Annotated in this window: 23 protein-coding genes and 1 pseudogene; 14 read left to right on the forward strand and 10 right to left on the reverse strand. The window is 72.0% G+C overall.

Annotated features, from left to right (window positions below; translation table 11 throughout):
- The coding region (locus KS423_RS09705) for a DEAD/DEAH box helicase (protein WP_224277254.1) at nt 1-2,375 on the forward strand (2,375 nt) is incomplete at its 5' end.
- Entirely contained in the window at nt 2,372-3,655 is a 1,284-nt protein-coding gene (locus KS423_RS09710; protein WP_224277256.1) for an SWIM zinc finger family protein, read from the forward strand. The genes KS423_RS09705 and KS423_RS09710, both read left to right, overlap by 4 nt.
- 421 nt (nt 3,656-4,076) lie before the next feature.
- On the opposite strand, the gene KS423_RS09715 is transcribed toward KS423_RS09710, so the two are convergent.
- Nucleotides 4,077-5,570 (reverse strand): SDR family oxidoreductase, encoded by a 1,494-nt coding sequence (locus KS423_RS09715; protein ID WP_224277258.1) that lies wholly within the window; start codon nt 5,568-5,570, stop codon nt 4,077-4,079.
- Nucleotides 5,571-6,024: 454 nt separating this feature from the next.
- Here KS423_RS09715 and KS423_RS09720 point away from each other — a divergent pair, with 454 nt between their 5' ends.
- Both KS423_RS09720 and KS423_RS09725 read left to right on the forward strand, forming a co-directional pair.
- Entirely contained in the window at nt 6,025-6,621 is a 597-nt protein-coding gene (locus tag KS423_RS09720) for a pentapeptide repeat-containing protein (protein ID WP_224277260.1), read from the forward strand.
- Between the two features lie 392 nt (nt 6,622-7,013).
- Entirely contained in the window at nt 7,014-7,808 is a 795-nt protein-coding gene (locus KS423_RS09725) for an APH(3')-V family aminoglycoside O-phosphotransferase (protein ID WP_374119929.1), read from the forward strand.
- 582 nt (nt 7,809-8,390) lie between these two features.
- Here the strand turns inward: KS423_RS09725 and KS423_RS09730 are convergent.
- From KS423_RS09730 to KS423_RS09745, 4 genes are all read right to left on the reverse strand, one after another.
- Entirely contained in the window at nt 8,391-8,531 is a 141-nt protein-coding gene (locus KS423_RS09730) for a hypothetical protein (RefSeq protein WP_224277264.1), read from the reverse strand.
- Nucleotides 8,532-8,822: 291 nt separating this feature from the next.
- The gene (locus KS423_RS09735) at nt 8,823-9,416 is read right to left on the reverse strand and encodes an isochorismatase family protein (RefSeq protein WP_224277266.1); all 594 of its coding nucleotides are present in this window, start codon (nt 9,414-9,416) and stop codon (nt 8,823-8,825) included.
- 678 nt (nt 9,417-10,094) lie between these two features.
- Nucleotides 10,095-11,159, reverse strand: a complete 1,065-nt coding sequence (locus tag KS423_RS09740; protein ID WP_224277268.1) for a GNAT family N-acetyltransferase — start codon at nt 11,157-11,159, stop codon at nt 10,095-10,097.
- A 356-nt stretch (nt 11,160-11,515) separates the two neighbouring features.
- The gene (locus KS423_RS09745) at nt 11,516-12,319 is read right to left on the reverse strand and encodes a hypothetical protein (protein WP_224277270.1); all 804 of its coding nucleotides are present in this window, start codon (nt 12,317-12,319) and stop codon (nt 11,516-11,518) included.
- A 463-nt stretch (nt 12,320-12,782) separates the two neighbouring features.
- On the opposite strand from KS423_RS09745, the gene KS423_RS09750 reads away from it, so the two are divergent.
- Entirely contained in the window at nt 12,783-12,998 is a 216-nt protein-coding gene (locus KS423_RS09750) for a hypothetical protein (protein ID WP_224277272.1), read from the forward strand.
- A 399-nt stretch (nt 12,999-13,397) separates the two neighbouring features.
- Here KS423_RS09750 and KS423_RS09755 read toward each other — a convergent pair whose 3' ends face one another.
- Nucleotides 13,398-14,039 (reverse strand): SMI1/KNR4 family protein, encoded by a 642-nt coding sequence (locus KS423_RS09755; RefSeq protein ID WP_224277274.1) that lies wholly within the window; start codon nt 14,037-14,039, stop codon nt 13,398-13,400.
- A gap of 70 nt (nt 14,040-14,109) precedes the next feature.
- Nucleotides 14,110-14,928, reverse strand: coding sequence for a hypothetical protein (locus KS423_RS09760; protein ID WP_224277276.1), 819 nt, complete (start codon nt 14,926-14,928; stop codon nt 14,110-14,112).
- 310 nt (nt 14,929-15,238) lie between these two features.
- On the opposite strand from KS423_RS09760, the gene KS423_RS09765 reads away from it, so the two are divergent.
- The 6 genes from KS423_RS09765 to KS423_RS09790 all read left to right on the forward strand — a co-directional run bounded on the left by KS423_RS09765 (nt 15,239) and on the right by KS423_RS09790 (nt 20,922).
- Nucleotides 15,239-16,000 carry an SDR family oxidoreductase gene (locus KS423_RS09765; protein ID WP_224277278.1) on the forward strand — a complete coding sequence of 254 codons (762 nt, stop codon included), beginning with the start codon at nt 15,239-15,241 and terminating at the stop codon, nt 15,998-16,000.
- 342 nt (nt 16,001-16,342) lie between these two features.
- Complete coding sequence (locus KS423_RS09770) at nt 16,343-17,323, forward strand: endonuclease/exonuclease/phosphatase family protein (RefSeq protein WP_224277280.1); 981 nt, start codon at nt 16,343-16,345, stop codon at nt 17,321-17,323.
- A 302-nt stretch (nt 17,324-17,625) separates the two neighbouring features.
- The gene (locus KS423_RS09775; protein WP_224277282.1) at nt 17,626-17,769 is read left to right on the forward strand and encodes a hypothetical protein; all 144 of its coding nucleotides are present in this window, start codon (nt 17,626-17,628) and stop codon (nt 17,767-17,769) included.
- Nucleotides 17,770-17,821: 52 nt separating this feature from the next.
- On the forward strand, nt 17,822-18,922 hold the full coding sequence (locus KS423_RS09780) for a D-TA family PLP-dependent enzyme (RefSeq protein WP_224277284.1): 1,101 nt from the start codon (nt 17,822-17,824) through the stop codon (nt 18,920-18,922).
- A 642-nt stretch (nt 18,923-19,564) separates the two neighbouring features.
- Nucleotides 19,565-20,365 (forward strand): phytanoyl-CoA dioxygenase family protein, encoded by an 801-nt coding sequence (locus KS423_RS09785; protein ID WP_224277286.1) that lies wholly within the window; start codon nt 19,565-19,567, stop codon nt 20,363-20,365.
- Nucleotides 20,362-20,922, forward strand: coding sequence for a DUF6309 family protein (locus KS423_RS09790; protein WP_224277288.1), 561 nt, complete (start codon nt 20,362-20,364; stop codon nt 20,920-20,922). The genes KS423_RS09785 and KS423_RS09790 overlap by 4 nt, the downstream gene beginning before the upstream one ends.
- Here KS423_RS09790 and KS423_RS09795 read toward each other — a convergent pair.
- Entirely contained in the window at nt 20,875-21,624 is a 750-nt protein-coding gene (locus KS423_RS09795; RefSeq protein ID WP_224277290.1) for an SDR family oxidoreductase, read from the reverse strand. The genes KS423_RS09790 and KS423_RS09795 overlap by 48 nt on opposite strands.
- Before the next feature lie 93 nt (nt 21,625-21,717).
- Here KS423_RS09795 and KS423_RS09800 point away from each other — a divergent pair, with 93 nt between their 5' ends.
- Nucleotides 21,718-23,061 carry an aspartate aminotransferase family protein gene (locus KS423_RS09800; RefSeq protein ID WP_224277292.1) on the forward strand — a complete coding sequence of 448 codons (1,344 nt, stop codon included), beginning with the start codon at nt 21,718-21,720 and terminating at the stop codon, nt 23,059-23,061.
- A gap of 73 nt (nt 23,062-23,134) precedes the next feature.
- Here the strand turns inward: KS423_RS09800 and KS423_RS09805 are convergent, their stop codons facing one another.
- Nucleotides 23,135-23,515: an alanine--tRNA ligase-related protein gene (locus tag KS423_RS09805; RefSeq protein ID WP_224277294.1), complete on the reverse strand. Its 381-nt coding sequence runs from the start codon at nt 23,513-23,515 to the stop codon at nt 23,135-23,137.
- 42 nt (nt 23,516-23,557) lie between these two features.
- On the opposite strand from KS423_RS09805, the gene KS423_RS09810 reads away from it, so the two are divergent.
- On the forward strand, nt 23,558-24,157 hold the full coding sequence (locus KS423_RS09810) for a GNAT family N-acetyltransferase (protein WP_224277296.1): 600 nt from the start codon (nt 23,558-23,560) through the stop codon (nt 24,155-24,157).
- 4 nt (nt 24,158-24,161) lie between these two features.
- Nucleotides 24,162-24,500 carry a hypothetical protein gene (locus tag KS423_RS09815; RefSeq protein ID WP_224277298.1) on the forward strand — a complete coding sequence of 113 codons (339 nt, stop codon included), beginning with the start codon at nt 24,162-24,164 and terminating at the stop codon, nt 24,498-24,500.
- 71 nt (nt 24,501-24,571) lie between these two features.
- Here the strand turns inward: KS423_RS09815 and KS423_RS09820 are convergent.
- Nucleotides 24,572-26,939, reverse strand: a pseudogene (locus tag KS423_RS09820) (LamG domain-containing protein); the annotation flags it as partial.

Here is a 26,939-nt window from a genome sequence, read left to right on the forward strand (position 1 = left end):
ACGCCACCGCCCTGCTCCGCTCCTTCCTCGATGCGGTCGCCGACACCCTGCCGCGCACCGCCGCCGCGCCCGCCGCAACCGGCCGCCCGGCCTTCGCCGCCGTCGAACCCCAGTACGTCCCCCAGCTGCGCGCCTGGGCCGAGGAGATCTCCGCCGGCCTCGACTCGGGCGTACGGCTGGCCCTGCGCCTGGACCTGGTGCCCGTCGCCGGCGACGGCGAGCGGCCCGCCCTGCGCCTGGTGCCCCAGGTGTCCAGCCTGGCCGACCCGACCCTCAGAGCCGACGCCGACGAGCTGTTCGCCACGGTCGAGGCAGCCGGGTTCGGACCGCGGGCCCACGCCGACACCGTCCTCGCCGTACGGCGGGCCGCCGACGTCTGGCAGCCCCTGTCCCGCCTGCTGCCGGTGCCCTCCGCCCTGGACCTCACCGACCGCGAGGTCCAGGACCTGCTCGGCGACACCGCCGGCCGGCTCGCCGCCCACGGCGTCGAGGTGCTCTGGCCCGCGGACGCCACCCGTTCCCTCACGACCCGTGCCGTCGTCGGCGGCGAGCGGACCCCGCCCACCGACCTGCGTTCCTTCTTCGGTGGTGACGGCACGGTCGACCTGCGCTGGCAGCTCGACCTCGACGGGGAAGCCCTCACCGAGCAGGAGATGGCCGAGATCGCCGCCGCCGACCAGCCGCTGGCCCTGCTGCGCGGGCGCCGGGTGCTCATCGGCGCCGACATCGCCCGCAAGGCCGGCGAACGCGACCTCGAACCGCTCACCGCCATCGAGGCGCTCGCCGTTGCCCTCACCGGGTACACCGAGATCGGCGGCAAGCAGGTACGGGTCGCGCCCAGCGCCTGGCTGCTCGCCCTGCGCCGACGCCTGGCCGAAGCTGACGGCGGCAACGAAGCGGTCGAGCAGCCCGCCGCGCTCGCGGCCACCCTGCGCGACTACCAGCTGCGCGGCCTGCGCTGGCTGGACCGCCTCACCTCGCTCGGTCTCGGCGGCTGCCTCGCCGACGACATGGGCCTGGGCAAGACCGTCCAGCTGATCTCGCTGCACCTGTTGCGCCAGGAGCACCCGGACAGTGCCGGCCCCACCCTCGTCGTCTGCCCCGCCTCCCTTCTGGGCAACTGGCAGCGCGAGGTCGGCACGTTCGCCCCCGGCATGCCCGTCCGCCACTACCACGGCTCCGACCGCACCCTGGACGGCGCCGACTCGGGCTTCGTCCTGACCACCTACGGCACCATGCGCCTGGACGCCGAGCGGCTCGGCACACACCGCTGGAGCACGGTCGTCGCCGACGAGGCCCAGCACGTCAAGAACCCGCACTCCAGCACCGCGAAGGCGCTGCGGCTGATCCCCGCCGACGCCAGGATCGCCCTGACCGGCACCCCGGTCGAGAACAACCTCTCCGAACTCTGGGCCGTCCTCGACTGGACCACCCCCGGACTCCTCGGCGGCCACGGCCACTTCCGCAGCCGCTGGATCGCCGCCATCGAGGCCGAACGCGCGGAACGCGCGGAGTTCGGACCGCCGCCGGGCGAGCAGGGAGAGCACGGCCCCACCGCACAGCGACTGGCCGAACTGGTACGGCCGTTCCTGCTCCGCCGCAGGAAGTCGGACCCGGGCATCGCCCCCGAACTCCCGCCGAAGACCGAGACGGACCACCCGGTCTCCCTCACCCCCGAGCAGCGGACCCTGTACGAGACCCGGGTCCGTGAGGTCATGGCGCAGATCGAGGCCACCGAGGGCATCGCCCGAAGCGGTCTGGTGCTCAAGCTGCTCACCGGCCTGAAGCAGATCTGCAACCACCCCGCGCAGTTCCTCAAGGAGGCGGAAGGCACCCGGCTGGCCGGCCGTTCCGGCAAGCTGGAACTGCTCGACGAACTGCTGGACACCATCATTTCGGAGGACGGGGCCGCCCTGGTCTTCACCCAGTACGTCGCCATGGCGCGGCTGCTGGAGGCCCACCTGCGCGAGCGCGGCGTCCCCACGCTGCTGCTGCACGGCGGCACTCCGGTGCCGCGCCGCGAGGAGATGGTCCGCCGGTTCCAGGACGGGGAGGTGCCCGTCTTCCTGCTCTCCCTCAAGGCCGCCGGCACCGGACTCAACCTCACCCGCGCCGACCACGTCGTGCACTACGACCGCTGGTGGAACCCGGCGGTGGAGGCCCAGGCCACCGACCGCGCCTACCGCATCGGGCAGACGCGCACCGTCCAGGTGCACCGGATGATCGCCGAGGGGACCGTCGAGGACCGCATCGCCGCCCTGCTCGAAGCGAAGAAGGGCCTGGCAGACGCCGTGCTGGGCTCCGGGGAGCAGACACTGACGCAGCTGACCAACGACGAACTGGCCAACCTGGTCGAACTGAGGAGCGCGGGATGAGCGGGGACGAGACGGGCGCGCGGGGCTTCCCGGCCTTCGCCGCGTGCCGGGGCAGCCGGGCGCGCGGCCAGTCCTGGTGGGGCAAGGCCTGGGCGGACGCGCTGGAGGATACCTCCCTGGACGAGGAGACGCTGAAGAAGGGCCGGGCCTACGCGCGGACCGGCCGGCTCGGACCGATCACGGTCAGCCCCGGGCGCGTCTCCACCACCGGCTACGAGGGCGACACCCCGTTCAGGACGGTGCTCACCCTGGAGGAGCTCGACGAGGACGAGTGGGAGCTGCTCTGGGAGAAGACCGCCGAGCGGCCGGACGTCACCGATGAGCTGCTCGCCGGTGAACTGCCGCCCGACCTGCTGGAGGCCGCCGAGGACGCACGGGTCCGACTGCTGCCCGGCTACGGCGACTTGGAGGCGGACTGCGAATGCGACGCGTTCGACCACCCCTGCAAGCACGCGGCCGCGCTCTGCTACCAGGTGTCCTGGCTGCTGGACGAGGACACGATGATGCTGCTCCTGCTGCGGGGACGCGGCGTGCAGGAGGCGCGGGAGGAACTCCGGTCCGTCCTGCTGATGCAGGCGATCGTCGGCGGCCTCGGGGACGAGGACGCCGATGGGGCGCAGGAGGAAGCGAAGGCCGGTCCGAAGGCCGACACGGCGCAGCTGCCGGACGGCACTCCCGCCGAGGAGGTCTTCGGCCGTGAGCCGGCGGCGCTGCCCGGGCTGCCGCCGCTGCCCGGGCCGCCCGTGCGCCAGGACGCGTCCTTGGCCGGGGCCGGGGCCGACCCGCTGGAGCAGCTGGTCACCGACGCGGCCGTGCGCGCCCGTGAGCTGCTCGCCTACACCCACGGCTTCACCGCCGAGCCGCCGGTGCCGCTCGACCTCTGGCGGGACTGCGTACGGATCGCGGCGACCCGCCCCGAGTCGCGGGTCCTGGCCCGCCTGCGGGAGGCCTGCGGCAGCCCGGAGCAGCTGGACCGGGCGGCCGAGGCGTGGAGGCTGGGCGGGAGCGCCGGGCTGGACGTGCTGGAGGAGGCCTGGACACCGCCGACGCAGGACACCGCCCGGGCGAGCGCCGCGCTCACCGCGGGCTGGGAGCAGGACGAACTCCCCGCGCCGGAGGTGCGGGAGAACCGCTGGACGCTGGCCGGCAGCGGGCTCCAGCTCCGCTACGGGCGGGACGGCCGCTGGTACCCCTACCGGCAGGAGGACGGTCGGTGGTGGCCGGCCGCCGCACCGCACCACGACCCGGCTGAGGTCCTCGCCGAGCTCCTCGACGGCTGAACCGCCGGGCACCGTGCGCGCGGCGGGCCCGGGACGGACACAGGTCCGTCCCGGGCCCGTACGTCACAGGTCCACCACGACGCGGCCGGCGGAGTCATCCCCGTCGGTCTCGGTGTTTTGACCTGGCCAAGAGCCCTGACCCGTGCGCCGACACCGTTTCGGCCGACACCGTGCGGGACTGCCGAACGGTGCCTGGCTGAGACCACGTAACCCGTCCCGTTGCCTACGGCCAACCCCGACGAACCGGTCCGTCCGCGACAACCTTCGGCTTCGCCGCGGCGGCCCGCTTCGCGGCGGCAAGCCGGTACCAACCCCGGTGCCGGACGGCAGACCGGGAGCGGGGACGAGGCCGAGCGGGCCCCGCCCCGCCGGCGGGCGTCGGCGACGAGGGCGGTGTGGATCCGGCCGTCGTCCAGCCGTATCAGGGCTGCCGGCGAGCGCGTTCGGTGATGTTGCGGGCCATGCCTGCGAACACCGCGGTGTGGAACGGCGCGACAGCGCGCCAGTACGCGTGTCCGGCCAGGCCGTGGGGGTGGAACAGTGCGCGCTGCCGGTATTGCGTCCCGTGATCGCCGTCCGGTGTGACGGAGAGTTCGAGCCAGGCCAGCCCGGGCAGGCGCATCTCGGCCCGCAGGCGGAGCAGTCGGCCGGGTTCGATCTCCTCGACGCGCCAGAAGTCGAGGGAGTCCCCGACCCGCAGGCGGGTAGGGTCGCGGCGGCCCCGGCGCAGTCCGACGCCGCCCACCAGGCGGTCGAGCCAGCCGCGCAGGGTCCAGGCGAGTGGAAAGGAGTACCAGCCGTTGTCGCCGCCGATGCTTTCGATCACCCTCCAGACGGCGGCGGGTGACGCGGTCACGGTGCGTTCCCGGACATCCTGGTAGAGGCTGCCGCCGGCCCAGTCGGGATCGGTGGGCAGCCGGTCGCTCGGGGCGCCGGGCGATGAGGCGGAGGACCAGCGGGTGGCGACGTCGGCGTCCTTGATCCGGCGCAGGGCGAGCGTGACGGCCTGGTCGAAGCCGGTCAGGCCGGTCGGCGGGTCGGGCACCCATCGGGCGATGTCGTGCTCGCCGCAGACGACTTCGTGGCGCAGGGACTCGACGAGGGGGCGGGCGATGGAGCCGGGGACCGGAGTCACCAGGCCGACCCAGAGGCTGGAGAGCCGGGGAGTGAGGACCGGCACGGGGAGGATGAGGCGGCGGCGAAGTCCGGCGATGCGGGCGTAGCGCTGCATCATCTGTTCGTAGGTGAGGACGTCGGGGCCGCCGATGTCGAAGGTGCGGTTCAGCCCGGGCGGCAGGTGGGCGGCGCCGACCAGGTAGCGCAGGACGTCCCGGACGGCGATCGGCTGGATCCGGGTGGACACCCAGCGCGGAGTGACCATCGCGGGCAGGCGTTCGGTGAGGTGGCGCAGCATCTCGAAGGAGGCGCTGCCGGAGCCGATGATCACGGCGGCGCGCAGTTCGGCCGTGGGGACACCGCCGGCGCGGAGCATGCGGCCGACCTCGGCGCGGGAGCGCAGGTGGGGGGAGAGGTCCGCTTCGGGTACCCCGGCGGGGACGAGGCCGCCGAGGTAGACGATCCGGGTCACGCCGGCGGCTGCCGCGGCGGCCGCGAAAGCGCGGGCGGCCTCGCGGTCGGTTGCCTCGAACGAGGGCCCGGTGCCGAGCGAGTGGACGAGGTAGTAGGCGACATCGATTTCGTCGAAGGCCCCGGCGAGGGTGGCGGGGCGGGTGACGTCTCCGGTGGCGGTGTCCACCCGGGCCCGCCAGGGGTGGTCGCGCAGTCGCCCGGGATCCCGTACCAGACACCGCACGGTGTGCCCGCGGGCGAGCAATTCGGGGACGAGTCGGCCGCCGATGTAGCCGGTCGCACCGGTCACCAGGCAGCGCAGTGGGCCGGGCTGCAACGGATCCATGTCGACTTCTCCTCCGAAAGCCGCGCGTGCGGGCCTCCGCCGGTGCGGAAACGACGTAACCAGCATCGCGCATGCCCTTCGGAGCCGGCGTGATGGACGCGAACACGGAAAGCGGTGCCACGACGGGGCGGCCGGGGCCGAGCGGGACCAGGTCCTCGATCCGGGCGGCGCCGGCCGGGACGGAGGCGGGCAGCCCGGTGGTGGCGCTCGGGCAGCGGCAGGGTGCGCGGCAGGTCGGTGAGCGAGCCGCCCGCGGTGAGGATGTCGGCGGATCCTGACGGTCGGTAGGCAACTGCTGCACGTGGCGCTTCTGGTCTCCCGCTTCCCGGTAGGCTGTTGTTGCCACTTGGTGCGGATCACACCTGATCGGATGGCTAGTGTGACGAAGGCCCGGACCCCGGTTCGTTGGGCTCCTCAGTCCCCGCGGCTGCTTCCGACCATGCGGTCCGCTGCGATGCCTCAGCACGATCTTGAGGACGACGCGATGATCAAGGGGGTCGAGTACTCGACGGTGGACTTCGCCGGGCGAGCTGCTGAGGCGGTCGAGATCGAGCATTGCCGGTTCACCGGCACACGGTTCACCGGCACGGATCTTCGCCGGTGTGTCCTGTCGGACGTCGAGTTCGAGACCACCGACTTCGCGAGCGTCCGTACTCAGGATGTCTCGCTCTTGAGGAGCACGGCCAGGTCCAGCAGGTTCACCGGGATGTCCTGGAGCAACGGCTTCTTCCGGGACGTTACCTTCGACAACTGCCGCAGCGACTCGGCGCTGTTCCGGTACTCGAAGTTCAGGAGGGTGCTCTTCACGGGCTGCAACCTGCGACAGGCCGACTTCCAGCGGGCCGAGCTGCGGGACGTGCGGTTCGAGGACTGCGATCTTGAAGGCGCCCAGTTTGCCCACGCGGACATGCAGAACGTCCGGTTCGAGGGGTGCACACTGCTGGATGTCGGTGGTGCGGCGAGCCTTGAAGGAGCAACTGTGCAAGGCCCAGGGGCGATGGAGCTCGCCCTCAGCCTTGCACGGGAAGCTGGGATCGTACTCGAGCCCTGATGCTGCAACGGTGTTTGTCGTGACGACGCTTCAGCCCGGCGGGCATCGCACTCTGCAACCTCCTTTTACGCGCCCGGGTCGGTGGACTCGGTCGAGCGACTGTGTGAACTCGGCGGCCCCGGCGTGCTGGTGGGGTGCCGGGCGACGACGGTCTGCTCCCGCACACCGATACCTCGGCCGCTGAGCAGGTTGGGGTTGGCGATCGTGCCGGGGAACCGGGCGAAGTGCTTGCGTTCCGCTCCGCAGCGCCAGCCCCGTGTGGCTTCCAGGCATACCGAGGCCCCGACGCGCGGCGCACTGTACCGCGTGGCCCCCGCGACCGCGATCGCGGGAGAGCCTTCAGCTCCGTAATCCCATTGGATCAGGCTGAATGTCGGGGGATCATGCACCTCATGAAGAGCTCGCTGCGCCGGAAATACCCGCACCATGAGTGGAGCCCCGTCACCGAAGGGGACTCGGGCGCCTTCGTCCACCGCCTCACCGGGCCGCAGTCCGAGCTCTACGCGAAGATCGCCCCGCGTGTCCTGGACAATTCGGCCTTCGATCTGACCGGCGAGGCCGATCGGCTCGACTGGCTGGCCCGGCACGGCATCCCGGTTCCCCGTGTCGTCGAGTGCGGGGGCGACGACACCTCCGTCTGGATCGTCACCGAGGCCGTGCAGGGCGTCTCGGCTGCAGAGGAGTGGCCGGAGCACCAACGGCTCGCCGTCGCGGAGGCGATGGCCCGCGTCGCCCGTGCCCTGCACAGCCTGCCCGTGGCGGAATGCCCCTTCGACCGCTCCCTGTCCGTGGCGATGGACGAGGCCCGCCACAACGTGCGTGTGGGGCTGGTGGACCTCGATGACCTGGAGGAGGCGCGCCGAGGCTGGTCCGGCGGACAGCTCCTGGCCGAACTCGACCGCACCCGGCCGGAGACGGAGGACATCGTCGTCTGCCACGGGGACCTCTGCCCGAACAACGTCTTGCTGGATCCCAGGACGTGCGAGGTCACCGGAGTCATCGACGTGGGCCGCCTCGGTCTCGCCGACCGCCACGCCGACCTCGCTCTGGCCACTCGTGAGCTGGAGATCGAGGAGGATCCCTGGTTCGGCCCCGAGTACGCCCAGCGCTTCCTCGCACAGTACGGCGGCCCCGGAGTGGACGAGGACAAGTTGGCCTTCTATCGGTTGCTCGACGAATTCTTCTAGCCCGGCGGGTCGGGCCGGGGCCGTCATCACGGAGGGCGGGGGCACCGCGAACACGGGCGCGGTGCCCCCGCCCACTACGGGGTGGTCGCACCAGGGGGCGCTTGGCAAGGCGTCGACCGCCCGCCGCTGAACCGGGAGCGCCGGCGCGGAACGATCACGTCGGCGGCGTGTCGCGCTGGGCGGCCAGTGTGAGCGTGAAGTTCCACCCTGCGGTTGGACACCGATTCGCCGGCAGGCGGCACAGGTCTGGTGGGCGGGCCATGGGCTCGCTCGATCATGTCCCCGGCCCGGGTAGCCGTGAAGTTCACTGCCTGCGCTGACCGAATTCGCGTCACCAACCGGCGAAGGTGTTCTTCAGCAGCGCCGCCCGGTCCGCCTGAGCGCCGGTCTGCGGGAGCGTGATCGCCGAGAGCGAGGCGATCACGCCGGTGACGAACCGGAGCGGTCCGGCTCGGGGACGGGGAGTCTGGATGCACGCCCTTCGAACGCCTCGGCGAATCACCCCGAGTTCCGGGCGTCCCCGGCGCGTGTGCCCTGACAGGAAGTACCCGCAGGGGCTGCCCGGGAGCCGTGCGCCTCGGCTCAGGTGAAGGCGATGACGAGCACGGCGGTCGCCAGCAGGAGGACAACCGTCAACGCCGGCGCACCGGGGCACCCGCCGGGCTCGGAGGTGACGGCGACCGTCGAGACGATGGGGACCGCCGGCGAGAGGACGACCGCCAACCACGCCACGGTACCGGTGGGAACCCCGGCCCACGGCGGCTCACCGGGTGGCGAGGACGGGGTCCTCCGCGATACGGAGCGCGGCGGCATGCCGCACGGTCGCCTCGCCTTCGCCGTGCGGACAGAAACCGATCGGTACGTCTCCTCGGCCTGGGTGGAGCAGGACTTCGGCAGGATCCGGCGGGAGTTCACGCCGGCGTATGACCGGTGCGCGACTGCGCCGCCGTGGGCTCTCCCGACTGCGGCAGGAAGGGATGTCGGTGAGCGCCGGGAAGGTGGTCGTGGTGTGGCTCAGTTGAGGACGACGGGGTGGCCGGTGAGGTGGACGCCGGCCTGGCGCAGTTCGTGGAGGGCTGCGGTGGTGGTGTCGGTGGCGACGCCCGCGGTGTAGTCGAGCAGGACGCGGACGGTGAATCCGGCTCGTGCGCCGTCGAGGGCGGTGGCCTTGACGCAGTGGTCGGTGGCGATGCCGACGACGTCGACATGGGTGACGTCCCGGGCGCGCAGCCAGTCGGCGAGCGGGGTGCCGGTTTCGGTGGAGCCTTCGAAGCCGCTCTTGGAGGCGGAGTGCGCGCCTTTGTAGAAGACCTCGTCGACGGTCCCGGACTGGGCGGTGGGGGCGAAGTGCGGGTGGAACTCGCTGCCGTCGCTGCCGACGACGCAGTGCACGGGGAAGGAGTTGCGGAAGTCCGGGTGGTCGGAGAAGTGGCCGCCGGGGTCGATGTGGTGGTCGCGGGTGGCGACGATGTGCGTGTACGTGGTGCCGGCGGTGCGCCGGGTGAGGTCGGCGATGGCGCGGGCGCGGTCGGCTCCGCCCTTGACCGGGACGCTGCCGCCCTCGCAGAAGTCCTTCTGCACGTCGACGACGATCAGTGCGCGGTGCATGGCGTAACCCTTCCCGGCGGAAACCCGTGTTCCTGATCCGTGCCCCGTCGGCGACAGGACGGTCGCGCTCCGGGCGCATGGTTCACCCGACCGCCGGGCGTCCCGCTTCGCCGCCGGCTACGGGCGCCGCCACTGTGCCGTCGAGTAGTGCGTCGGCACTGCTGTGTGTGGGGGGACCAGGAGGCACCTCCCCGGCACGGGCTGGTCGCCTGGGACGGCAACACCGCAGCGAGGCACAAGACGAGGCGGCTGGAGGGCACGACCGGGCTGGACGCGGCCGGCAGGTGCTTGGGATGGCCCGCTCGGAGATGGGCGGTACCGCGGACGGGGGTCGGCCGCACGGGCGCGCCGCACGCGATGGCGGTCAACGAGACCGTGCTCGCCTTCGTCCTGGGCGGCACCGCACCGGGTGCCGCGGGTGGGGTCGGCGCCGTGCGCTCCCGGTCGACCGAGACCGAGCTCCTGCTGCCGGGCGGGAAGCGCAAGGTGCGCCCGGACGGTGTGTGGCAGGCCCCGGAGATCGGGGTGCCGGTGCTCATGGTCGAGGCGACCGCTCCACCATGGCACCGGCCCGGGTCGCCGCGAAGTTCACCGGCTACCGCTTCACCAGCGCGCTCGCCCAGGGCCACCGGAACTGCTTCGGCAGCCCGCCCACCATCTCGTGCAGCGTTCTTCGGGCTATTGCCGACCGCGCACTCCGGCCGCTCCCGCCAGCCGGAACTGAGCGATTCGTAGGCCGGGAACAGGCTCGACAGTGCCGATCCGGGAGAAGCCGTGACGCTCGTAGAGCTCCACGGCCGGGCGGTTGTCGGCACCGGTACTCACCAGAACGGCCCGGCCCGGAACCATCTCGGTCGTAAGGTGCTGCAGGAGCCTGGAAGCCAGCCCGCGACGGAACCACGGCGGATCGACGCACACCCGGTCGATGTCGACCGCATCCTCCTCGTCGAGCTCCTGCCAGGCGATGAACGCCACGACCCGGCCATCGACCGTTGCCCCCAGCCACCGCAGCGGCTGGACGCGCATCTCCTCCAAACTCTCGCCCAGAGCGGGGATACCGGCGAAGCCGATCAGCTCCGCCTCGACTGCGTAGGCACGGTGGCCGATCCCGTGCACGGCTGCCGCGACCGCATCGTCCAGCAAGGACAGCTCGCCGATCACGAGTCCGGGAATCCGGGTCGACGACTGGCCTGGGCGCGGGAGCGGCTTGGTGTAGCAGCGGCTGAGCTGCTTGTCCTGATAGGGCGGGCAGTCGGAGATGGGGGTGTAGCCGGCGCGGGTGTAGAGAGCGATGGCTTCGGGCTGGTGGACTCCGGCTTTCAGGCGGATCTCGGGGTGTCCGAGAGCGGCGGCGGTGCGTTCGGCCTCGGCGAGCAGTCGGGTGGCGATGCCGTGTCCGCGGGCGTCGGGTGTGACGTACAGGCGCGTGAGCTCGGCCGCGCCGTCGGGGCGCGGCTGGACGGCGCAGCAGCCGACGGGTCGGCCGTCGGTCTGTGCCAGCAGGAAGCGGATGTCGGGGTGGGGGCGGGCGTCACCGGTGCAGGGCTCGTCGGGGTGGCGCGCGGCGAGGCCGGCGTCGAGGTCGCGGACCAGTTGCAGGACTCTCGGGTCGTCGGGTGCGGCCTGGGTGATGGTCAGGTCGTGGGTGGTCACAGGCTGTGGTGCCTTTCGAGGATGAGGTCCACCTGGGTTCGCAGGGCGCGCCGTTGGAAGATCCGATGGGTAGGCGTCGGGGTCGGTCACGGCGGTGAGGTCCGGGCCGTCCAGGCAGGCGACCAGCGCAGGAACCCGTGATCGCGGGTTCGACGTTCGTGGAGGAGTTCGGGGTCGGTACGGGTGACGAGTCGCAAGGGCGATCAGACCGTGTCGACCGGTCGTCGACCACGACTGGCCTGGGCTTGGAGGAAGGTGCGGGCTTCGCCGAGGTCACGGAAGCGGGCGAAGACGCGTACCGGGCCGGTGGTGGAGTGGAGGTGCGGCCTTGCCAGTCCCGTATCGGCGCAGCCCCCGGTAGGTGCGAACGGCCGGGGGCTGCGCCGTACGGGGGTGGCGGGGTCCGGTCTCCAGTCGTACCGGAAGGGCCGGGGGCACTTCGGCGCCTAGCGCGGCGGGTCGACCTTCTCGACCGGGCCGAAGTCGCGGAAGGTGCCGTGGGTGCGCACCTGGATGCCCCGCAGCTCGGTCTTCCGGTCGTAGCGGACGGTGCGGCCCTGGGCGTCGATCCACTGGTCGAGCTGGAAGCTCTCCACGCCCTTGCCCTTGAGGATCTTGTACTGCTCGGGCTCCACGGCCTTCATCGGCTCCAGGCCGACCGTGCCGGAGAGGTGGTAGCACGGCGTGCCCTCGCAGTCCTCCATCCCCGTGCGTGCGGACGGACCGAGGGCCAGCAGCGCCTTGGCGTAGCCGTGGTAGTCGGGGATCCGGTCACCGAGCGGGGAGGTGCGCCAGCTGCTGCCGCTCTTGATGTAGGTGGTGCCGTCGTCGGTGACGACGACGGTCGGGCTGTCGCTCCCGCTGCCGATCACGTCGGTGCCACCCGCGCTCATGGACTCGGCGAGCCGGCCGGAGCGGACCGGCCCGTTGAGGTTCACCCGGGCCTTGGTGAGCGCGCTGATCGGGCCGCCTTCGGTCGTGAAGTCCTGGGTGGCCGCGTACGGCGTCTTCTCCGCGAGTGCGAGCGCCTTCTCCGGGTCGATCACCCCGCCCTCCGTCGTGGCGACGGCTGTGGCGGTGGCGGTGGGCGTGGGCGTCGCGACGGCGGTGGGCGTCGGCGTGACGGTCGCCGTGGGCGTGGAGGCCGGCGCGGTCGAGGACGCGGCCGGCGCCGCGTCGTCGGTGCAGCCCACCAGAGCGACGAGGGAGACTGCCGCGGCGGCGACGGCGAGCACAGTGGAGCGGCGCATGATCAGGAGAACCCCCGGTCGAACGAAGAGACGGGGAATCCTGACACATCACCTGGTCCGGGATCGAACCTTTTTCTCGTCAGGGCCGGTCTCCTGACGGCGGATCGACGCGACGCCCGCGTCCAGGTCGACCCGAGCCCCGGGCGGAGCACCGGCGTACTCGACGGGCGTCGCCCACCCGGTGGGCGACGCGACGAGACCGGGCCGGCACACCTGCCTGGGCGCCGTCCCGCTGCTCTGACCGGCCTCCTGGCCGAGTTCAGCCCACCCGGCCCGCTGCGCCGCGCCCGCGGTCTGGGCGCCTCGCTTCGAACACGGTCGCCGCAGGCAGCTGGGACGGGGCCTCGACCCTGATCCCCGACTGGCGTCCTACCTGGGGCGGGACCGAATCCGACAAAACATCACCCAAGGTCATGGCCTATGCCATACCGTCATCACACGGATACGGAGCGAAGGAGGCGTCATGGCGCAACGAAAGCACCTGGAACAGGCCAAGGAATATACGGAACAGGCCAAGACCGCAGTGGACAAGGTCACCGACCCCGGGCACCGAGCAATCGCGCTGGCGCTCCTCGCGTTGACCGAGGCTGTGCTGGAGACCGGCTTCGACGTCGACCGCGTCGGCACCGAGGTCAACAAACTGCGCGACGACGTTCGCGATGTGCTGGCGGAGCGCTAGCAGGTCGACACGGAGTCCGGCTCGCGACCTCGGCGCCGGGGTCGGCCAACTGACGAGCACGGCCCTCCGATCAGCCGAGGAGGGCTTCGACACGGCCGAGGAGATCGGCCACTTGCCCCCCATCCGCACGGATCGAGCCCAGCCCGTCGAGGCCATCCCCTCCGCCGTGTACGGCGGTGACCCGCGACCGCCGGAACCCGAGCCGCTGGCTGAGCCGCCTTTGGCACGAACCGCGGATCCACACCAACGCGGCACTGCGCGCCGTGAGCTGCCGGCAACGCAAGAGCGACCCACTCGGCGGTGCGAACACTGCGGTCCAGCCGGCAAACGACGCCTGACCTAAGCCGCGTTCGAATTCTGACCTGGGAGAACGTCGCTCAGAGGCTTGCAGGCAGACGCTCAGGGCCAGTCCTCGGTGATGGGAAACATGTCGGCGTACGGATTGGGTTCGCCGGTCTGTGGGTCCAGGCCGGCCAGAAGCCGTCGACGTTGCTCGCGCCAGCTGACGAACGTGTCCGTCTGGTTCCAGAGCGACGAATCGCCGAGTGGGCAGGCATCGAACCGGCCCAGCATCATGCGGGTGATGAACTGGACCATGCCGCAGTCGAACAGGGCCCACGGCGACTCGTTCCATGAGTGGTGCCGTCGCCAGGCTACGACTGGCCACTTGTCCGGATCGGGGTCGTTCATGAGCCAGGCCATCTCGTTGGCGTTCATTCCAGAGCCCCAGGGCAGTACGGCATCGGCACCGAGCGTCACGCCAGGGACCCCTCCGTCCTTGTCCCAGAGCCCCCGCAGGCAGGCCGTCATGCTGCCGATGTGAGACCCCTCCCACCCGCGTACGTCACTCGGCAACGGGGGCAGGATGACGAGCTCTCCGATGTCGCCCATGCCGTAGGTGTCCAGCAGTGCCTTGTAGTCGCTTGGAAGCTTGGTGCCCAGCAGAGCTTCGGCCGCAGCCCAGTCGATCCGTTCGCCGCCTGCGAGGTCTGCTGGTACAAGATCGAGCAATACGGCCAGGTCGGGATGAACGATGCCCATGGTGGATCCTCTTGGGGTTGGTGACCAGCCACCATAGTCGCGAGGGCTGACAGGGAGGGGGGACGTCTTGTCAGGAGCGGCCGAACCAGCGGCGCTTGGCCCGCGGCTGGGGTGCGGCGCCATTCGCCGGGGCCGTTGACGGGTCGTCGTACTCGCGGGAGATCACCTGGACCTGTCCCGACTCGACGTCGTGGCGCACCGTGTCCAGGCCCTGGCGGTCCAGTTGGGCGATGGTGTCGGCGTGGATGGTGGTGTTCAGGGCGAGCATCCCGACCTTCGGGTGCCTGCGGCCGAGCTTCACCTCCTCGCCGAGCAGGATCTGCATCAGGCGGTCGGCGGAGGCCGAGGGCAGGTCCTCGTCCACGGCGACGTGCAGGATCAGGTGTTCCTCGCCGCCGGCCCGCCACCGGGCGTGCGCCACCCACACCGAGCGGACGGCGGGGAACTCGCGGATCCGCCGGACCAGCGCGTCGCGCAGGGCGACCGCCACCGGGTCGGTGGACCAGTCGAGCTTCAGTTCCGCCCCGGGCCCGTGGGTCGCCCAGTGCCGCAGCACCTGCTCGGGAAAGATCGCCTGCCCGTTTCCGGAGCGGACCCCGAGTACGGCGACGCCGGTCTTCTCCAGGATGTCCCTCAGCCGCGCCGCGTCGCAGTGCACCATCCCGGCGGCCGCCGGCAGCAGCCGCGCGCCGAGCGCCGCGTCGGTGAACCCGAGCAGCGTGGGCGGCTGCTCGTCGTCGGGGAGGAACATCACCGATCCGGTGTCGGTGACGGGAACGAACACCCCGCCCTCGAACAGCGCGGCGAGCACCGCCTCCGGCGCAGGCTCGTGCCCGTCCGTACGGCGGTCGAGAAGGTCGGCGAGGCGCACGTTCGGATGCTCGATCACGCGTGCAGCGTAGTGCCCGGACTGCCGCCCCGACCCACTCGCTGATCCGTGGGGGGAGGTCCACCTCCTCCACACCTCCACGAGAAGCTTCGCCCGCCCTGGCACCGCCCGGCGTGAGCTGGTTCAGGGGGCTGTCGGGCCGGCTCGGGCTGCGCCGTCCCGTGCCGTGCCCGCACCCGATTCTGCCGGGCCGTCATCATCGGTGTCGCGGTCGACCCGTGCGGCTGCGCGGGAGGCGGTCCGAGGCCGTCTGATGCAGGCTGGCTGCATGGGTGTTACGGGTGCGGACGACGGAAGGGCAGGGAACTCCGTGGCCGAAAGCGACGCGGCGCTGTCGGGGTGTGTTGCGCTGGTGACGGGTGCGTCCAGCGGTATCGGGGCTGCCACGGCCCTGGCGCTGGCCCGGGAGGGGGCGGCAGTGGCGCTGGTGGCCCGCAGCACCGAAAGGCTGCAGGAGCTGGCAGACACGATCCGGGCCCATGGCGGCTCGTGCGCCGTCATCAGCGCCGATCTGCGTGACACCGCACGGGCCCGGGACACCGTCGAGGAGGCCGCCGAGCGCTTGGGGCGGCTGGACGTGCTGGTGAACAACGCCGGTTACGTTGCGATGGGGGATGTCGAGGAGGTCGGCGCCGAGGAGGTCGACCGGATGGTCGACCTCAACCTGACGGCCGTCCTGCACCTGTCGCAGGCGGCGTTGCCGCACCTGCTGCGTGCTGCGGCGGGCGGCCCGCGCAAGGTCGCCGACTTGGTCAACGTCAGTTCGGCTGCGGGCCGCGTGGTGCGCCGCGGCAACGGCGTGTACTCGGCGACGAAGCACGCGGTGTGCGCGTTCAGCGAGGTCCTGCGCCAGGAGGTGACCCGGCGCGGTGTCCGGGTGGGCGTGATCGAGCCAGGACTGACCTCGACGCACATGGCGACCGGTCCCGGACTCGCCTCGGCCCGCGGCATGGCACAGGAGTCCTGGCTGCGGGCCGAGGACATCGCCCGCTCCATCGTCTTCATGGTCACCCAGCCCCCGCACGCCGCGATCAACGAGATCATGGTGCGCCCGACGGCCCAGGAGCACTGAACCCCACCCCGCAGCAGCTGACCGGACGGCGTCCGCTGCTGGGGTTGCCGGCCTCGTGCTCGCTGCCCGTCGCTGCGCCCTGGCCGATCGACGGCAACACTGCCGCCCGGCACAAGACCTGGAGACCGGAAGGCACGGCCGGACTGGACGCCGCCGGGCAGGTTCTCGGGATGGTCCGCTCGGAGATGGGCTCCACGGCCCGGGGCGCCGCCCCTCCGGGCATCGACGTCCCGCGCCCCGGCATCGACCGGTGGCGTGGAACCGGGCCCTGGGTGCGGGCGTCCGTCCTTCACGACGGCAGCCGGTGATCACGGCTGTCGGCCGCCCCCTGGAAGGAGCACCGTGACGGACGGTACGTCGGAGAGCGCGTCGCCCGCTGGCAGAGGCCGTTGGCGTCTCGCCGCGCTGATCGGGTGCGGGGTGCTGCTGCTGGGCCCGGCCGCGCTCGCGGTGGTGCGGCTGTTCGGGTGGGACGACGGCACGGTGTGGGCCCTGCCGATGGCCGGGCTGCCGTACGCGGCGCTGCTCAGCGTGCTGCTGCTGGCGGCGGTGGCGGTGCTGCGCGAACGGTGGCTGACCGGGGCCGCGGCCGTGCTGGTGGTGCTGCAACTGTGGTGGCTGGTACCCCGGCTCGTCCCGGACGGGGCCGACGCCCCGGCCGACGCGCCCCGGCTGCGGGTGGCGACCAGCAACAACTTCATGGGGCAGGTCTCGCCGAAGTCCCTGGTCGACCTGGTACGCGACCAGCGGATCGACGTGCTCGCGGTCGAGGAGCAGAGCGACTCCGCCGCCGACACGCTGGACGCGGCCGGCATCCGCGCCCTGCTGCCGCACCGCGAGCGGCCGGCCGGCACCGACACCGCGCTCTACACCCGGCTGCCCGTCAGCTCCGTCGCCGACCCTGCCTGGCCGACCACCAACCTGACCGTCGAGGTCGGCGGCCGCCCGGTGCAGCTGGTCGCCGTGCACACCTACTACCCGCTCGGCGATGCCCGCCGCTGGGCCGAGGGACTGCACGACCTGCGCGCCGCCGCGCCCGGGCGCACCCGCAACGCGGTCCTGCTGGGCGACTTCAACGCGACCCTTGACCACAAGCCGATGCGCGACCTGATCGGCACCGGCCTGGCCGACACCCACGAGGAACTCGGCGCGGGCCTCTTCCCGACCTGGCCCCAGGACCACCCCGACTACCGCGTCCCGGCCGTGATCCAGATCGACCACGTCCTGCACGGGCCCGCGCTGACCGCCGTCGACGTCGCCGAGCACGCCCTGCCGCGCAGCGACCACCGTGCCGTGGTGGCCGAACTCGCCGTCCTGCGCTGAACGCGGAACGCGGGGAGCCGGGGGCGGCCCCACACCGTCCCCGGCTCCTCTCCCTGCTCCCGGCCCTCCCGGCCCCCGGCCCCACGGCCGCCGGGGGGCCCGTCCGCTCCCCGGCGGGCGTGATCAGGCCGTAGCGCCCGTCGTAGCGGTGGTGCAGGACGTCCGGCCGGTCGCGTCGGTGCGGGCCGGCGCCGCGGCCGCGCCCGGGCTGTTCGGATCCACCGACAGCGCAACCACGTCGAGCGGTGTCGCTCCGCTCACGAGAATGGGTTCCGGCTCGGATTCCGGCGATGGTCGGGGTCATGGCCGACCACGGGCACCTCGACGGGGAAGGGCACGGCGGGGACACCCCCGAGGAACGCACCCCGCTCGTCCTGCGCTGGTCGCCGACCCAGCCGTTGAACGCCTGGCCCGACGAGGCGCTCCGCACGAATTGCTCGAACTGACCCTCGTGGAGCAAGAATACGTTCGGCGTGATTCGAGTCGGAAAGGTAGCAGATGAGCAGAATCCCGGTAGAGATCGACACCCCGGACATCATGGTCGATCTGGACGTGCTCGAACGGAACATCGAGCGCATGGCAGCCGCACTACGGGCCAAGGGCCTGCGGCTGCGCCCTCACGCCAAGACCCACAAGATGCCGGAGATCGCCGCGCGGCAGCTCGCGGCGGGGGCCGTCGGGCTGACGGTGGCGACCATCGGGGAGGCCGAGGTCTTCGCCGAGCACGGCGCCACCGACCTCTTCATCGCCTATCCGCTCTGGATCGGGCCCCGGCACGCCGAGCGCCTGCGCCGGCTCGGCACCAGGGCGAGGATCGCGATCGGAACGGACTCCGTCGAAGCCGCAGAGGCGGCTGGCCGCCACCTCGGGGCCGCGGCCGGCGACATCGAGGTCATGGTGGAGATCGACAGCGGGCACCACCGCAGCGGCGTCCACCCGGAACAGGCCGTGGCGGTGGCCCGGGCAGCGGCCCGTGCCGGGCTGCGCGTCGGGGGAGTGTTCACCTTCCCGGGCCACGGCTACGCGCCGGGCATGCCGGCGAAGGCGGCCGAGGAAGAGCAGCAGGCCCTCGGGCGGGCCGCCGAACTGCTTGCCGCCGCAGGTTTCGAGGTCACGCGGGTGAGCGGCGGATCCACCCCGACCGCGGAGCTGACCGGGACCTCGGCGGTCACCGAGGCGCGGCCGGGCGTCTACGTGTTCGGCGACGCCCAGCAGCTCGAACTCGGACGGTGCACCATGGCGGACATCGCGCTGACGGTCGCGGCGACCGTCGTCAGCAGGCACGAGGGAGACGACACCACGCCCCGGAGGCTCGTCCTGGACGCGGGCAGCAAGGTCCTCGGCGGAGACCGACCCGCCTGGGCGACGGGCTTCGGCCGGCTCATGGACCACCCGGAAGCCCGCATCACGGCGCTGTCCGAGCACCACGCCACCGTGCTCTGGCCCGACGACAGCGACCTGCCCGCGCTCGGCGAGCGGCTGCGCGTGGTTCCCAACCACGTCTGCGTCGCGGTGAACCTCGTCGACGACGTCGCCGTGGTCAGCGGCGGCACGATGGTGGACCGCTGGCGCGTGGCCGCCCGCGGCAGGAACGCCTGACCGAGGCGCCCTGCCGACCCGCGGCGTGCATCGATCAGCCGCACGCCATCGGGGGACCTGCCCGGAGCGAGAGCGCCGCCACCTCCACAGACCCGACGACCGTCGAGTACCCCGGGGGCCCGCACGACCTGGCATGTTCGACCTGGGGCCGGCCGTGGCCGCCGAGGCCACGACCGGCCCCGGCGCCCGGCTCGCGCGGTGTCACGGCGGTGCGCCGGGACATCCGCCCTGGTGTCCGTGCTCGTTGACACGCGACGGCTTGTTCGACGAGGGCGCGGAGCTTGGGAATCCTTGGTCCTCCGGGCCGGAAAGTGCTCCTGACTTTCGGCGATGTCAGCGCAGCCAGCCCGCCGGACACCCGACGCGGACCGCTACGGGCCGCCGTTCACCACCCGTTCTGGCGCGCATCCGGCACGCGCCGAAGCCGTCCGAGCGGAAGCCGGCGCCCAAAGCCCCGGACCCTGCCGGCTCGCCAGACGAGGTCGTCGTGCCGAGTCCCCCAGGCTGTCATGGACGGTCCGATCCGTTTCAGTCACTTGCCGTCGCACAGGTATGGCACGGTCCGCCATCGGATAGACACTCTCGGGCATCATCGTGTCCCCAAGGCTGCGGGCGCATGAATACAGGGGGGTGTATCCGCCTATGGTGGATGTCGCGGCGGTCGATGTGCAGGTTCGGGAGTTCTCCGAGCGGGGGTACCTGGTACTCCCGGGCTGGCTTCCACCCGCCCTCGTCGAACGCCTCGCAGGCGAGGTGGACTACTGGGTGGACGCCGGTTGGCGGCAGCAGTCGATCGATGCCTGCCTGCGCCCCGTCGGCGCCAAGGCGCCCAAGCTCGTCGAGCTGGACCTGGAGGCGCACGGCGAGTTGGCGGTGCATCCACCGCTGCTGGACCTGCTCTCCAGGAGCGAACTGCTCGGCCGCTCCTTCGTCTTCCACCACCTGCACAGTGACCGTCGTCCGTGTGCCGGCGCGGGTAAGAGCTGGCACCACGACTACGAGCAGCCGGCCGGAAGCGGTCGTCGCCACCCGATGGTCCACGCCCTGCACTACATCCACGGCCTGCGCCCCGGCATGGGCGCTCTGGTGGTCCTGCCCGGCTCGCACCGGGAACACCTCGGTAAGCAGGCCCGCGGCCACCTGGGCACGGACGAGATCCCGGGAGAGACACTGATCGACGACCTGCCGCCGGGATCGACCGTGGTGCTGCACTCCGGCCTCTTCCACACCCGCCGTCCTCCCGCCGTGCCGGAGGCCGGGCCGCGGTACATGATCGACGCCTCCTACTGCCGCACGGGCGCGCTCTGGCCGCCGGTCAAGCCGTACTGGCGGCAGGTCCTGGACGTCGCCCACCGCAGGGGTCTGGCCCGCGAGCGCTGGCCGGAACTCTTCGCCGAGCGGCACTTCACCGAGTACGTCCCGGCAGTGAGGACAGGGGCATGAGGGTTCTGGAGGCCGTACCGTTCAAGGCGGTCATGGACCACTTCGCGCAACAGCACCCCTACGACCCGCAGGACAGCGCCAACTCCAACGACGAGGCCCAGGGCCATATCCGCAACGCGCAGTCCACTCTGCAAGGCCGTTGGCACAGAGTGCTGTTGGACGGTCCGGAGGTCCTGCGGGTGGTGCTCCCGTGGCACCTGGGCGAGGACGGGGAGGTGGAGCTGATCCCCCGCACCGGCCTCACCGTGGCCGACGCCGCCCGCCGGCTGACCCGTCTGCACGCCACCTACGCCACGACCAATCCGCTGTGCGCGGCCAAACTCGCCCGACAGGCCACCGCGTCACCGCTACCCCTGTTCCTGAGCACGGTTCCGATGCCCGGCCCCGACTACGAACACCTGACGGTGCGCGGGGGGCTGATCCACCTCGACGGTCTGCACCGGATGCTCGCCTGGGCCACGGCCGGACGGCTGGTTCCCGACCGGTGGACGCCCGCGTACGTGGCGGGGCTATCCCCGGCCGACGTACGGCATGGAGCTGGGCATGACCAGGACTGACTGGATGTTCACCCCGCGTGGGAGGGCGGCCATGGCCCGGACCATGTCCACCACGTGCCGCACGTCCATGGTGGGCTCGACCCGCAGCGAGCCGTCCGCCTGCCGCACGGCCGGCTGCGGCCGGTCCTCGGGGGTGACGTTGCCGATGTCGATCTGGCCGCAGGAGATGTCGTAGCGCCGGCCGTCCAGGGACAGCGAGCGGGTCATCCCGGCGACGGCGTGCTTGGCCGCGGTGAACGCGATCGAATCCGGCCGCGGGACCTGCGCGGAGGGGGCGCCGTTGTTGATGATCCGCCCGCCCCGCGGATCCTGGTCCTTCATCAGCCGGAACGCGGCCTGGGAGCACAGGAAGGTGCCGGTGGCGATGGAACCCATGACGCGGTGCCAGTCCGCCACGCTCACCTCCTCGACGGGGACGTACGGCATGACGTCGGCGGCGTTGTTGAACAGCAGGTCGAGCCGGCCGTACCGGCGCGCCACGGCGTCGAAGAGGGCGTCCACCGCCTCGGGATCCGTGATGTCGGCGGGCATCGGCACAGCCCGGTCGCGCTGGTCGGCCGGGGCGAGGGCGGCGGTCTCCTCCAGTGGCTCTGTGCGGCGCCCGACGAGCACCACCGTCCACCCGTCGGCCAGCAGGCCCAACGCGCAGGCCCGCCCGATGCCGCGTCCCGCTCCCGTGACGACCGCTGTGCGCACGACCACCTGACATCTCCCCTTCTCGTCCCACGGCCCCACCCGGGCACGCCGGTCATCCGAGCGTGCCCACCCACCCAACCCTCGAATCAGGAGCAGCACATGATTGGCGACATCCAGGCGCCGAACGGCACCGACGGCAGCCGCGTCTGGTACGAGCGGGCACGGAAGTCCCTCGCCGGCGGCATCAGCTCCTCCGCCCGGCTGACGTCCACCGGCCCGCACCCGTACCCGCTGTACATGGCCGAAGGCCGCGGAGCGCGCATCCGGGACGTCGACGGCAACGAGTACATCGACTACCTGGCCGCCTACGGCAGCGCCGTCCTCGGACACGCGCCCGCCGTTCTCACCGAGGCCCTGGAGCCGGTGCTGCACAGCGGCACGATGTTCGGCACCTGCAACACCGCGGAGGTCGAACTCGCCGAGCTCATGCGGGAGATGGTCCCGTGCGCAGACCTCGTTCGGTTCGCCAACTCCGGCAGCGAGGCCGTCCAGGGGGCCGTGCGCGCCGCCCGGGGCCACACCGGGCGGACGAAGGTCCTCAAGTTCGAGGGCCACTACCACGGTTGGACCGACGTGCTGGCGGTCTCCAACCGGCCCGCCGCAGACGACGCGGGCCCGTACGACCGGCCCCACGCCGTACCGCACTCTCCGGGCATCCCTGACGGGGTCGTGGACGACGTCGTGGTCTGCCCGTGGAACGACCCCGCCGCCCTGCGCGCCGCACTCGACGCTCACCGGGGCGAACTGGCCGCCGTCATCTGCGAACCGATCGTCGCGAACAACGCCTGCACGATGCCCGCACCCGGATTCCTGGAGGTGCTGCGGCAGGAGTGCACGCGACACGGCATCGTGCTGATCTTCGACGAGATCTGCACCGGCTTCCGGACCGCACCGGGCGGCGCGCAAGCCCTGTTCGGGGTCGTCCCCGACCTCGCGACCTACGCCAAGGCCCTGGGGGGCGGTCTGCCCATCGCCGCTTTCGCCGGTCGACGCGAGGTGATGGAAGCTCTCGCCACCGGCCGTGTCAAGCACGGGGGCACCTACAACGCCTCCCCGCTGTGCGCGACCGCAGCCCTGGCCACCCTGCGGGAGCTGAGGCGCCCGGAGGTCACCGAGAACATCGACACGGTCGGCCGTCAGATCATGGAAACCGTCCGACGGGCCGCCCACGACCGCGGCGTGCCCTGCGCGGTCCAGGGCGTCGGGGCCATGTTCCAGGTCGTGTTCACCCCCAGCGGCACCCCCACCACGCAGTACCGGGACCTCCTCAATGCCGACACCGCCCGCTACGCGGCGTTCCGCCACGAACTGCTCAAGCGGGGCGTCCACGTGAACGCCTACGGATCGGCCTGTTGGTTCGTCTCAGCCGCGGTCACCGCCGACGATCTGTCGGCCACGTGCAAGGCGGTGGAGGAGGCCTTCGCCGCGCTGTCGGGTAGCTGACCTGCACGCTACGGGAGGTCCGCTCCGTGGAGCAGTTGACCACACTGCTCCACCTGGCACAGTCGACGCCCGTTTACGATCCCGTCCGCCCTGACGGCGATGGGGTCGGCCGGGACACCTCCCGAACCGACCGCACCGGCGCCCGCGGGCCGTCCTTGGCGGGCAGGACGCCGTCGGCGATGAGGCAGGCGATGGAGCGGGCGTGTGCGGTGACGACCTGGAAGGAGACCTTCTCCGCGCCGCCAGCGGAGCCGCTGCCGGGGTAGTCGCGGCCGGCGAGTTCCTGGACGGTGGTGAAGGTGGGCATGAGCAGATCGGTGCCGCACACGTTCTCGACGTCCTGGAGGATCGCGGTCAGGCGGTCGAGGCCGAGGCCGGTGTCGATGCTCTGCTGGGCGAGGTCGCCGAGGATCGGGAGGCAGCCCCAGTATCGCGAGGCGGGGGCCGCCCCCACCTCGGCCCTCGTCCGGTGACGCCACGGATAGGCTCCGCAGCCATGACCCCACTCCACCTGACCGGCCCCAACCTGGCACTGCGCGAAGTCGAACCCGAGGACACCGACGACCTCCTGGCCATCTACGGCGACCCCGAGGCCACCCGGCACCTCAGCTTCGAACCCCGCACCCGCGAACAGGTCGAAGCGATCACCGCCCGCTCCATCGCCTCCGCGCACGCCACCCCGCGCACCGAGTACTGCCTCGCCATCACCCGGCGCGGCGAACATCGGCTGATCGGCTACGCGCGTCTGGCCACCGAGCCGCAGCAGGCCGCCACCATCGGCTTCGCCCTCCACCCGGCCACATGGGGCAAGGGCCTCGGCACCGAGACCGTCCACCTGCTGTGCGCCCTCGGCTTCAACAGCCTCGGCCTGCACCGCATCTGGGCCGCCCGCTCCCCGCTCAACGAGGCATCGGCCCGGACCCTGCTCCGGGCCGGGATGACCGAGGACGGCCGGATCCGCGACCACGTTTTCGTTCACGGCGCCTGGCGCGACTCGATCACCTACTCGATCCTGGAACACGAGTGGGCACCGATCGACGGGCTGGAAGCGGACGGAGCCGCTGAATCCGATGGCGGGCACAGCCCGGGAAGGTGATCCCGTGCTGCCCGAGCCGCCCATCGTGATCCCCGGCGTCGCCGGGTTCGCCCGCGGCGACGTGCCCGACCCGCCGGCGACCGACGACGGCAACGCCTGGGTCGACGGCTTCTGCCGGCTGTACTGCGGCCAACAGTGGACCCGTGTCCTGTGGATCGGCCCCGCTCACGTCGCCGGCGTACAGGCGCCCATGTATGCCTGCGGGCCCTGCATCCGCGAGCTTCGGGAGCGAGTCTGGCGCTCGATCCTGCTCAACGATGAGCCGTCCTGTCCGGCACAGCCCGCCCCGCAGGGTCGAGAACCCCGGCCGGCGGGCCTACAAAGGGGCAGGTGCGGCCGATGATCGCCGGATCCACCCGGTACCGAGCGGTCCCTCGGTGCGGGGCGGGCCGCCCCGCACCGAGGGACCGGGGCTCAGGCCTCCACGCCGTAGTACTGGGCGAGGAAGCCGATCACGTCGGCGGCGGGCGGGAGCAGCTCCGGTAGTTCCCGGGCCAGCGTCGTGCGGGTGGCCTCGGCCAGTTCGGGCAGGCCGGTGGCGGCGCCCTTGACGTAGGGGTCGAGGCGGCGGACGAGCTCGTAGTTGCTCTCCACGTCCAGCTGCCGCATGGCCTTCTCCAGCGGGGGCGCGTCGGCCGGCGGGATGTCGGGCAGGACCCGGCTGACGAAGGTGACGCGGTGCAGGACCCGCCAGCACGGCGGCTTGCGGTCCGACTGGCGGGCCTGGCGCAGCGCCGCCGCGTTGGGGTCGTTGCCGTTGTTCAGCCACACCGGGTCGACGACCTTGTTGAAGAAGCTGTCGAAGTGCTCGCTGTCCTCCCCGAGGTAGAAGCTGAGGAAGCGGTAGGCGTCGACCTTGCCCGGCACCTTGACGGGGTTCCCGTCCCGGTCGAAGACCGGGTTGCGGTCTCCGTCGTAGCTCTGGAGGTTGCTGCTGGGCGCGACTTCGACCTCCAGTCCGAAGGAGCGGGTGGCCTCCTTGCCGCGGGCGCGGGTGGCGGTCATGCCGCCGCCGACGGAGGCGTCGAGCTGGGCGCCGATGCCGATGCCGGCAATCGTGAAGGAGGTGCCGATCGAGGTGCCCACCGAGCCGGAGAGCGAGTACGAGCCGGCGGTGGTCTCGCTGACCACGTCGGTGGTCTCGGTGGTCTCGGCGAAGAAGCCGCCGGCGGCCGTCCACACGTAGGTGTTGACCAGGTCGCGGCGGGAGAAGCCCTGCCCGGCGGCGCTGTCGGCGGTGTCCCTGCCGCGCGCCGGGGCGGCGTCCGCGCCGATCGCGCCGCCGAGCACCCGGCCGGCCTTCTGGGCGAGTGGGTCGGGGGCGTGGGTCTCGGTGGAGACGCTGTCGTAGTAGCTGTGCAGGCGCTGCTGGTCGCGCTGGATGCGGCGCTTGAGGGCGTAGGCCTCGCGGGGCTTGAAGTAGCTGTACTCGCCCCGCTCGCGGGCCCCCTGGTACTCGGGGTCGAAGACCTTGCCGCGCTCGTCGAAGCCGACGGTGCCGTCCAGGGTGCCCTGCTTGGTGTAGCGCGGGTTGATCGGGAACGGGACGACGTTCCAGTCCTTGGGGATGTCCGGGTTGGGCTGGATGCGGTAGGCGACCAGGGCACCGCTGTGCGCCAGGCGCAGCGCGAAGACGTCGGCGGTCTGCGACTGCACGACGGCGAAGCCGGTGTTGGCCGGGACGTACCTGCGCCCGGCGGTGGGGTTGAGCACCCGGCCCGGGTCCTCCCAGTGGCCGGTGAGCGAGACCTTGGTGGTCCGGGCGGTGTTCTCGCCCTGGGAGACGGAGGTGTCCTCGGCCCAGCTGTTGGAGAACTCCAGGTTGCCGCGCACGCTCGCCGAGACGCCGCCCTTGGCGATGGACTTGGCGATGCCGAAGCCGAGCGGGGCGGTGATCATCCAGACGTCGACGTCCACCTCGTTGGAGAGCGCGAAGCCGAAGGCGGCGTCCACGCTGCGCTCCTTGGCGGAGGACAGCGAGCGGACGACCTGTTCGGCCTCGGTGAGCTTGACCGAGGACGCGCCCTCGAAGGTGTCGCTGCCGGGGTCGGTCAGGCCTGCGGTCAGGTTCTCCGAGGGGATCGGCGGGGCGCCCTCGACGTAGCCGATCAGCTGGGGGTCGAACTGGATCTGGCTGACCCACTCGCTGACGAGTTCGCCGACCTTGTAGCCGGTGATCAGGTGCCAGCGGCCGTCCTGGAGGTAGCTGTAGGCGCGCTTGAGGACGCCGAACGCCTCGCCGCGCGAGCCGTACTGCATGTCGGCGTACTCGGCGACCGCCGGAGCGGCGGAGACGCTCTGGTGGAAGGGGGTGCGCAGGCCGGCCAGGGCGGAGCGGACCTGGGCGGCGTCGTTGGAGACCGGGGCGCTGGAGAGCACGGTGCGCGGGCGGGTGGTCTCCGGGCCGAAGTCCAGGTGGTTGCCGCGCAGGCCCTCGTCGCGGACCTGGGCGGTGCCCGCCTCGGTGGAGTCCCGGTCGAAGGGCCAGTAGGCGACGAGGTCCTCCTTCTCGCCCTTGAGCCGGGTGAACAGGTTGTCCAGCAGCTGCTCGTGGGTGCGGGAGGTGCGCCAGATCCGCACCTCCTCCAGCACGCCGTCGAAGGCCTCGGCGGGCGTGCCGTCCTTGAGCAGCGCACCGAGGGTCAGCTGCGGGTCGCCGCTGTCGGCGAAGGCGGCGGTGTCGGGCAGGCCGGGGGTGCCGGCCGGGTCGCAGGCCACCGCGACGCCGTTGCGGTAGAGCCGGAAGACGCTGCCGCGCGGGTCGGGGTTGCGCGCCCAGCGG

The organism is Streptomyces sp. LS1784 (assembly GCF_020103755.1).
In the GTDB taxonomy this organism is placed as follows: domain Bacteria; phylum Actinomycetota; class Actinomycetes; order Streptomycetales; family Streptomycetaceae; genus Kitasatospora.

Coding starts and splice junctions, on each gene's coding strand:
- KS423_RS09710 (WP_224277256.1), top strand. CDS start 2,372: ATGAGCGGGGACGAGACGGGCGCGCGGGGCTTCCCGGCCTTCGCCGCG.
- KS423_RS09715 (WP_224277258.1), bottom strand. CDS start 5,570: ATGGATCCGTTGCAGCCCGGCCCACTGCGCTGCCTGGTGACCGGTGCG.
- KS423_RS09720 (WP_224277260.1), top strand. CDS start 6,025: ATGCCTCAGCACGATCTTGAGGACGACGCGATGATCAAGGGGGTCGAG.
- KS423_RS09725 (WP_374119929.1), top strand. CDS start 7,014: ATGAAGAGCTCGCTGCGCCGGAAATACCCGCACCATGAGTGGAGCCCC.
- KS423_RS09735 (WP_224277266.1), bottom strand. CDS start 9,416: ATGCACCGCGCACTGATCGTCGTCGACGTGCAGAAGGACTTCTGCGAG.
- KS423_RS09745 (WP_224277270.1), bottom strand. CDS start 12,319: ATGCGCCGCTCCACTGTGCTCGCCGTCGCCGCCGCGGCAGTCTCCCTC.
- KS423_RS09750 (WP_224277272.1), top strand. CDS start 12,783: ATGGCGCAACGAAAGCACCTGGAACAGGCCAAGGAATATACGGAACAG.
- KS423_RS09755 (WP_224277274.1), bottom strand. CDS start 14,039: ATGGGCATCGTTCATCCCGACCTGGCCGTATTGCTCGATCTTGTACCA.
- KS423_RS09775 (WP_224277282.1), top strand. CDS start 17,626: ATGGCCGACCACGGGCACCTCGACGGGGAAGGGCACGGCGGGGACACC.
- KS423_RS09780 (WP_224277284.1), top strand. CDS start 17,822: ATGAGCAGAATCCCGGTAGAGATCGACACCCCGGACATCATGGTCGAT.
- KS423_RS09785 (WP_224277286.1), top strand. CDS start 19,565: ATGGTGGATGTCGCGGCGGTCGATGTGCAGGTTCGGGAGTTCTCCGAG.
- KS423_RS09790 (WP_224277288.1), top strand. CDS start 20,362: ATGAGGGTTCTGGAGGCCGTACCGTTCAAGGCGGTCATGGACCACTTC.
- KS423_RS09800 (WP_224277292.1), top strand. CDS start 21,718: ATGATTGGCGACATCCAGGCGCCGAACGGCACCGACGGCAGCCGCGTC.
- KS423_RS09810 (WP_224277296.1), top strand. CDS start 23,558: ATGACCCCACTCCACCTGACCGGCCCCAACCTGGCACTGCGCGAAGTC.